Annotated in this window: 7 protein-coding genes; 2 read left to right on the forward strand and 5 right to left on the reverse strand. The window is 59.8% G+C overall.

Annotation, left to right across the window (positions count from 1 at the left end):
* Together W823_RS44485 and W823_RS57290 are read left to right on the forward strand one after the other, a co-directional pair.
* The gene (locus tag W823_RS44485) at positions 1–729 is read left to right on the forward strand and encodes a hypothetical protein (protein ID WP_023958825.1); all 729 of its coding nucleotides are present in this window, start codon (positions 1–3) and stop codon (positions 727–729) included.
* 30 nt (positions 730–759) lie between these two features.
* On the forward strand, positions 760–1,914 hold the full coding sequence (locus W823_RS57290; protein WP_152538076.1) for a ComEC/Rec2 family competence protein: 1,155 nt from the start codon (positions 760–762) through the stop codon (positions 1,912–1,914).
* Positions 1,915–2,034: 120 nt separating this feature from the next.
* Here the strand turns inward: W823_RS57290 and W823_RS57790 are convergent, their stop codons facing one another.
* The 5 genes from W823_RS57790 to W823_RS44505 form a co-directional block, all read right to left on the reverse strand.
* Positions 2,035–2,451 carry a hypothetical protein gene (locus W823_RS57790; RefSeq protein ID WP_152538077.1) on the reverse strand — a complete coding sequence of 139 codons (417 nt, stop codon included), beginning with the start codon at positions 2,449–2,451 and terminating at the stop codon, positions 2,035–2,037.
* Between the two features lie 16 nt (positions 2,452–2,467).
* Positions 2,468–3,262, reverse strand: coding sequence for a ParA family protein (locus W823_RS44490; protein ID WP_023958835.1), 795 nt, complete (start codon positions 3,260–3,262; stop codon positions 2,468–2,470).
* 292 nt (positions 3,263–3,554) lie between these two features.
* Positions 3,555–4,571, reverse strand: coding sequence for a GAF domain-containing protein (locus W823_RS44495; protein WP_152538078.1), 1,017 nt, complete (start codon positions 4,569–4,571; stop codon positions 3,555–3,557).
* Positions 4,572–4,621: 50 nt separating this feature from the next.
* Positions 4,622–6,025 (reverse strand): cytochrome P450, encoded by a 1,404-nt coding sequence (locus W823_RS44500; RefSeq protein ID WP_369792621.1) that lies wholly within the window; start codon positions 6,023–6,025, stop codon positions 4,622–4,624.
* Positions 6,022–6,210 carry a hypothetical protein gene (locus tag W823_RS44505; protein WP_023958841.1) on the reverse strand — a complete coding sequence of 63 codons (189 nt, stop codon included), beginning with the start codon at positions 6,208–6,210 and terminating at the stop codon, positions 6,022–6,024. The genes W823_RS44500 and W823_RS44505 overlap by 4 nt, the downstream gene beginning before the upstream one ends.
* Positions 6,211–6,554: the final 344 nt, after the last annotated feature.

The following is a 6,554-nucleotide window of genomic DNA, read 5'->3' on the forward strand; positions in this document are numbered from 1 at the left end:
ATGGACGAGTACGACCGGATTGCGCGCCTCGCCCCGGCTTACCTCACGCTCTTCCCTTTGCTGGTGCTCGTCATTGCTCTCTTCGGGAGGGAAGACTGGTGGCAGCAAATCATCGCTGTCGTCGTGGCGACCGGGATTCCGGTTCTGCTCTCTGACGTCGTCCGGCAACTGGGAAAGACCAACCAGGCCGAACTCTTTGACAACTGGGGAGGAACGCCGACCACCCAGTTCTTGCGGCACCATCCATCGACCAGCAACGATCAGGAGAACAACGCCGTCCTTCGTGCCGAACGCCATCTCCACGTTCAGCGTATCACTGGGCTGACCCTACCCACAGCCGAAGAAGAACAGGCCGATGCCACAACGGTGGCCATCTACGACGCTGCGATTGCGCTTCTGCGGCCCTACGCCAACCAGCAGCACCTAGTGTCGCGAGAGAACGCTCACTACGGTTTCTGGCGCAACCTTTACGGACTTCGGATGTACGTAATCATCACCGGTGCAGTCGGTTTCGCAGCTAGTTGCATTCTCTTCTGCCTCGATGTGCAAGATATGTTTAACACCTCCAAACCTTGGCTGGTCTTCGAGGCCGCGTTGAGTCTGTTCTGGATCGCGCTCGCCGTCTGGGTTATCACTGAGAGTTCTGTCAAGCGTGCGGCGAACAACTATGCCCGTGAAGTCCTTCAATCGCTGCCTCTGCTACCAAGCAAAACCACCGACAACGCCTGATTCAGGCTTCCACTACGCGAGGACAGACGCATGGGATTCGAAATCGACCTTCTCCCTGTAGGAAACGAGTCCAAGGGAGGAGATGCCATCGCGCTCCGCTACGGCAACCTCGACGGGCATCGTGATGAACAAACGGTCATCGTCATCGACGGTGGCTACCAAGACGACGGCGAAGCACTGGTAGAGCACCTAGACCGCTACTACGACACCGATCGCGTCGACCTGGTCGTTTCGACACATCCAGACCGTGACCACATCGCCGGCTTGTCGACAGTTCTGACGGAGCTTTCGGTAGGGGCGCTGCTGATGCACGTTCCCGAACGACACGATCCGTTCTTCGGCCACCAGTCTTCATTCGAACAGAAAATTGCTGCTGTCGGTGAGACTTTCGCGAAGTCTCTGACACAGGCGGAAGATCTGTACGACCTCGCTCAACGACGGGGAATTGAAGTACTGGAACCGTTCGCCGACACCCTCCCGACCCCGATCGACGGTTTTCGGATCCTGGGACCGACCTGGTCCTACTACGAAACCCTGCTTGACGAGATGAGAGGGCGAGACGTGCTCGCTGGGTCGCTATCCGCAAGGGAGATGGCCCTCAAGACAGCGAAAGGACCCATCGGAACAAGCCATGAGGACCTACATACCGAGATCCTCTCCGAGCAAAGTGAGACATCGGCAAGCAACAACAGCAGCGTTATTTCTATGCTTGAAATCGACGGTCGTCGAATACTGTTCACTGGGGATGCTGGAGACGAAGCCCTACGCCCAGTCGTAGACCGGCTCGCCCAAGACGGCATTGCCCCAGGCGGCCTCACCTTCGTGCAAGTGCCCCACCACGGCAGCAGGAAAAACGTGACCCCCACGCTCCTCGATGATCTTCTCGGTGACATCACCAGCACACAACGCGGCCATGCCTATGCGTCAGTACCACTTAAGAACCCCGAGCACCGCCACCCCGCTAAACAAACACTGAATGCATTCCGACGGCGAGGATTCCCTGTCATCTCTACTGCAGGCTCAACCAAGAGGTTCTTCCACGGCGCTCCCGACAGAGGTTGGAGCAAGACAACCGCACTCCCCCTTTATGACCAGGTCGAACGTTTTTGCAGACTGACTAACCGCAAGCGCCGGTGTTCGTGGACCCGCCAGGCCAGGTTGATTCGAAGCCCGCCGGCAGATTGACTTTCTCATTGAGACTCCAATCTGTGGTCGAGGTCCTGGCCAGTGCTGGAATCACTGGTCAGGACCGTTTGGAAGCAACCCGCTCAGGGTGCATCTACATACATGTAGACATGCATGCAATTAGGCGAGGTCGTCCGCAGTTGGCACGCCAAGCTTGTCGAACAGCTCATCGAGCGCATCGCCGGTGATATCTGTGAGCTTGTAGCGCCGTTCGCGCACCAACCAGTCCAGGCGGCGAGCCGTGCCGATTTCAATCTGAGTGGAGAACGGAACTTTGGGGGTTCGCTTCGGCGCCGTTAGCCGCTTGCCCGCTCCCCTGTCAGACGGGGTGACAGCCGGTTTCCGGGGTGTTTTGGGTTCCGTGGCCGGCTCGGTCGACGCTGTTGGCTCGGGCTCGACTTGCAACGCTGGGGGCGTTGGCACCGGATCCGGGCTGCTAACTGGGGCAACAACCGCGGCCAAGCTGGTGGCCTGCTCCCGGGCCTGACGTCTTGTCGGCCGCGTCGACTGGGGAGTAATACCAGGTGTCTTCGTCATTGACTTTCCTTCCAACTTAAGCGGAGCGGGCGTTGTCGAGGCGCTTGAGGAGCTCCTTAGCCACAGCTCGATAGTCGAGTGCCGCTGTACAGCTTGGGGACCAGACGGCGATGGGTACGCGCTTGTCCTTAGCCTCCCCCACTCGAACGGTGCGGCTAATTTCGCCCAGATACTCGTTTGGCCAGTCCCGCTCGAGGTTTAAACGGATTCCCTTCGCCAGCGCCGAGCCACCGTTGTAGTTGGCGAGCAGCACATGGCGGATGTCGACCTGTGGGTTGAGGAGTTCCTGGGCGTCGTAGACGTTGTTCGCCAGAGCAGTGAGCCCCTTGAGCTCGTCTGGACCTCCTGGCGAAACGACGGCAAGGACATCCGTTGCCGCCGCGAACGCCGAAGTCGTCATGGGACCTAGTGCCGGCGGGCAGTCGATCACGATCGCGTCGTACGGGTCGGGCAACGCGTCAATAGCGACCTTGAGCCGATTCTCTCCCCCTGGGCCGAGCCCGGTCCGTTCCAACGCATAAAGACTGTCGGATGACGGTGCGACGTCGACTCCGTTTTCGGTCCGTTGGACCACCTCCGCCAGAGGCATTCGTAGCCCCCGGTCCGGCACGAGCACCTCGTACATCGTGCCGTCGTCGTCACCGAGCTCCACGCCGTACCCGTCTGTGGCGTTGGCCTGCGGATCAAGATCAATGAGAAGAACGCTGAGACCGGCGAGATGGAGTTCGTAAGCAATGTTGTTGGCGGTGGTGGTCTTGCCCACGCCGCCCTTTTGCATCGCTACCGCAAGAATGTACGAGTTCGACGACATACACACATACTGCCATACCTGCAAGTGTGCACGCAAGCTTGTTTACACACAGATAAGCAAGAATACTTGCACGCTTACATGTATGTATTCGTGCAAGTACGATCTCTGCGGAAGCGATGAACTCCCGAACGATCTGGATGCATACATGCATACATGTATTGGATCGCGCGTGATCCGGGTTTACCTGCAGAAACGCCGGCGGGCCGGGGTCGGTCGTTACCCCCTGGCGCACGGCCGAGCCAAGCGGGCGTCCCCCTCACGACTTCGTCCTATCGTGGGGGCGGCACGGCGATCAGGTTTCGCTGGCGGGGGTGACGCGAGAAAACTGGACAATATGGAGCTTGTCGCCAACGGTGCCTGGGTACCGCCACTCCACTAGGTTCACTGCGACCCATTTTTCTGGGTCGGAGGTACGAATCCGCACCTGAGATTTGACCCGGGCGCCGGGGGTTCCGGCCGAGAGTATGTTCTGGTTGCGCCGAAGGAGCGGCCAGTCCTCTGGGTGGATGATGTCGTTCGAGCCGTCAAGGCGGTAATCAATCCACTGTGGAGGTTGGGTCAGGAACTTGACCACGACAACCGTCTCGTTTCCATTTGGGAAAGCGATGAGCGCAGAAACGTTCCCATTTGGGTCGGCCTCGGTCACTCCTAAGTGCTCAAGAGCGCCTACCTGCGGATCGTGCGTGTCCGATACGTCATGCATGATGCTTCGGAGTCCAAAGGCCTCGTCATCGTTGCGATTTCGCACGACTGAATGCCAACGCATCAGGTGACCCTCGTCGTGGAGGACGACGACGTCGGATTCCAGGGTTCGGCCTTCGATGGGGTTAATTGCGTGCTCGGTGAGCTCGTCAACTCCGTCAAACCGAACGACTTTCCGCATGAACTCACCGGAGTTCCGATTGCGACGAAACCCGTCAGCGTCGTTTGTGCTCATCAGCCACGACTCCAAGCCCTGGCTGACCTGCAATGTTTTCGCATCCCAGGTGGTCGCGGCGGTAATTCGGGGGTGGGGAATTTCTTCCTGGAGCCCGCCCACCCACAACTGGATTCCGTAGACCTCTCTGTCGTAGCTCAAGATCGGAATTGCGGACACCAGTCTTGGTCCCTGATAGCCGGGGACTTCGATCGGTTTGACCGGCTTCCCGCTCTGCCGGACCTCCTCTAAGACCTTGACCAGCGTCTCAGAGTGAACGTTTGTATCACGTCGTAGGCCTTGAACGTTGGCCCAATCCCGTCGACTGCCGTCCCTGAAAACCACGGACATAGTGGGCGGGCGCTCGAGGGTTTCGATGATGTACCAGCTCATGGGGGGCCATGCTAGCTGTACCGGTCCGCACAAAAACCACGGGTGACCTGCTACTTAGCGAGGCTAGCAACTTTCACGTGGAACGGTTCAGGACGTAGCGCGCCGCGCTCGCGGATATTCAGCTGCGCTGGTGCCGGCGCGGACAGCTCAAAATTGTTGAGAATGTGCGCGATAAGCAACGTTGCTTCGTGAAAAGCAAACGCGCGGCCAATGCAACTTCGCGGGCCAATACCCCACGGCCGAAAGAACGCGTTCCGTGCCGGTTTAGTCCGGAACGGGTCGAAATCGTCAGCAGAATCACCCCACACAGTGGGATCGCGCTGCGCTGCCAGGGCCAGCACGAAAACCGCTCGCCCTGCTGGGACGTGGTACCCGCCCAGCGTTTGATCGCGGCGCGACACACGGAAGAGACCGGGAAGGGGAGGCCAAAGCCGCAGGACCTCGTTCAGAGTGGCGCGTATGTCCCGCAAGCCTGCGACGGCCGTATATGCGTAATCCGCAGCCTTCAGTGTTGCCGCCTCCGTGCGCAGCCGATCTTGAAGGCCAGCATCTTGGGCCAGATAGAAAAGCGTGGTTTCAAGCAGTGATGCGGTGGTCTCGTGGCCGGCCACGAGGAACGTCAGGATTTGGTTGCGAACGTTGTTGTGGTCGAGAAACTCCCCGGTTTCCGGGTCAGCGGTGGAAAGCATCAGATCGAGCAGATCAGTCGATTTAACCGGGTCAGCGTCTGTGCGGATCTCGATGATGTGATCGACCGTCGATTGGACGGTTTCGATGTCGCTACGAAGCTGGCGTTGGCGCAATGCCTCTCGTACGTGCCCGATGATGGGAAAGTCGTTGGTGGACTCGGAGGCCCACACCAGTGTGCGACCTAGTGCATCGAGGAACGCCCGAGCGTTGTCGACTGAACCGCCTTGATCACCGAATAGGCCAAAACCCATGCTGAATCCGGCTCGTGCGATCACTTCGAGTGTCGTGTGCGTCATCGCAGTGGTGACGTCGACCAGGTCCGAGTTAGAACCCGTCCAGCTGTCGCGCAGGTCGTCGGCCACAGAGAGCATCGCCTCGTGGTGCACGCGCATGGCGTCTTGGGTGAAGGCCGGCGTCAGCACTCGACGAGCGTGTCCCCATGCTGGGTCTGAGGTGCGCGCGGTGAACAGTCCGTCGTCGGCGACTTTCCGCAGGCTCAGCCCTGGTCCGAGCAGAGCTCGCGCCCAGTTGTCTTCGTTGGCGCACTCGTTCGCCAGGTCACTGCCGGCCACGATGACCAGCCGATCTTTCAAGAGTTTGCGCTGGAATATCGGCCCTAAGTCTCGTGATAGCGCCATTTCATGCTGAGTGGGCTTGTGGCGGTCCACGCTTGTGACGTCGCCGAGAAGTGGGAGTCGTCCAGGAGCATGCGGAAGCCTGCTCAGATCTGTGGCCATGGGGCTAGGTTTCCATACCGCATTCATTGGCCAACAAGGTCCTTCGGATGGGCGCAGCGCACCGCGGTATCGCCGTAGGGCAGTTGCCATCCTTGTTCGTCGCAGCGGCCGCAGGCGCGAATTGCCATCTGTTTTTGGCGGGCCTCGTGTTCGCGGGCGTCGTCGATGGCGGCTGGTCGGTTGTGCAGGTCGTCGTGTTTGTTGAGGATCATGGCGAGCAGGGGGATGGGGCGGTGGGGGTTTGCTGCGATCCAGTTGCCGTTGCCGGTGAGTGTGTAGTCGCGGAGCAGTGCGTTGAGGTCGCGGTCGGTCCAACCGTGGGCCGCTGGGTTGGCGAGTACGTGAGACCAGGCAGCGGGGGAGTACTTGCGCGACCAGTGCGGTGATTGCGGGTTCTGACGCCATCTGATGGCCAGTAACGCGCCTTTCTGGTCAGGTTCGGGACGGCGGACCCTGGTCCCGTCGGTAGCTCGGTCGCGCGCAGCGCGGCCTTTGAGTTTTCCGGCATCGCGGTGTGGGTTAGTGAGTAGCTACGGGGGTGGGAGGTACGGCCCTA

Origin of the sequence: Williamsia sp. D3 (genome assembly GCF_000506245.1) — a bacterium.
Classification (GTDB): Bacteria; Actinomycetota; Actinomycetes; order Mycobacteriales; family Mycobacteriaceae; genus Williamsia; species Williamsia muralis.

What these genes read in the sequence shown, in the direction of transcription:
- W823_RS44485 (WP_023958825.1), top strand. Translation starts at nt 1, where the DNA reads ATGGACGAGTACGACCGGATTGCGCGCCTCGCCCCGGCTTACCTCACG.
- W823_RS57290 (WP_152538076.1), top strand. Translation starts at nt 760, where the DNA reads ATGGGATTCGAAATCGACCTTCTCCCTGTAGGAAACGAGTCCAAGGGA.
- W823_RS57790 (WP_152538077.1), bottom strand. Translation starts at nt 2,451, where the DNA reads ATGACGAAGACACCTGGTATTACTCCCCAGTCGACGCGGCCGACAAGA.
- W823_RS44490 (WP_023958835.1), bottom strand. Translation starts at nt 3,262, where the DNA reads ATGTCGTCGAACTCGTACATTCTTGCGGTAGCGATGCAAAAGGGCGGC.
- W823_RS44495 (WP_152538078.1), bottom strand. Translation starts at nt 4,571, where the DNA reads ATGAGCTGGTACATCATCGAAACCCTCGAGCGCCCGCCCACTATGTCC.
- W823_RS44500 (WP_369792621.1), bottom strand. Translation starts at nt 6,025, where the DNA reads ATGAATGCGGTATGGAAACCTAGCCCCATGGCCACAGATCTGAGCAGG.
- W823_RS44505 (WP_023958841.1), bottom strand. Translation starts at nt 6,210, where the DNA reads ATGATCCTCAACAAACACGACGACCTGCACAACCGACCAGCCGCCATC.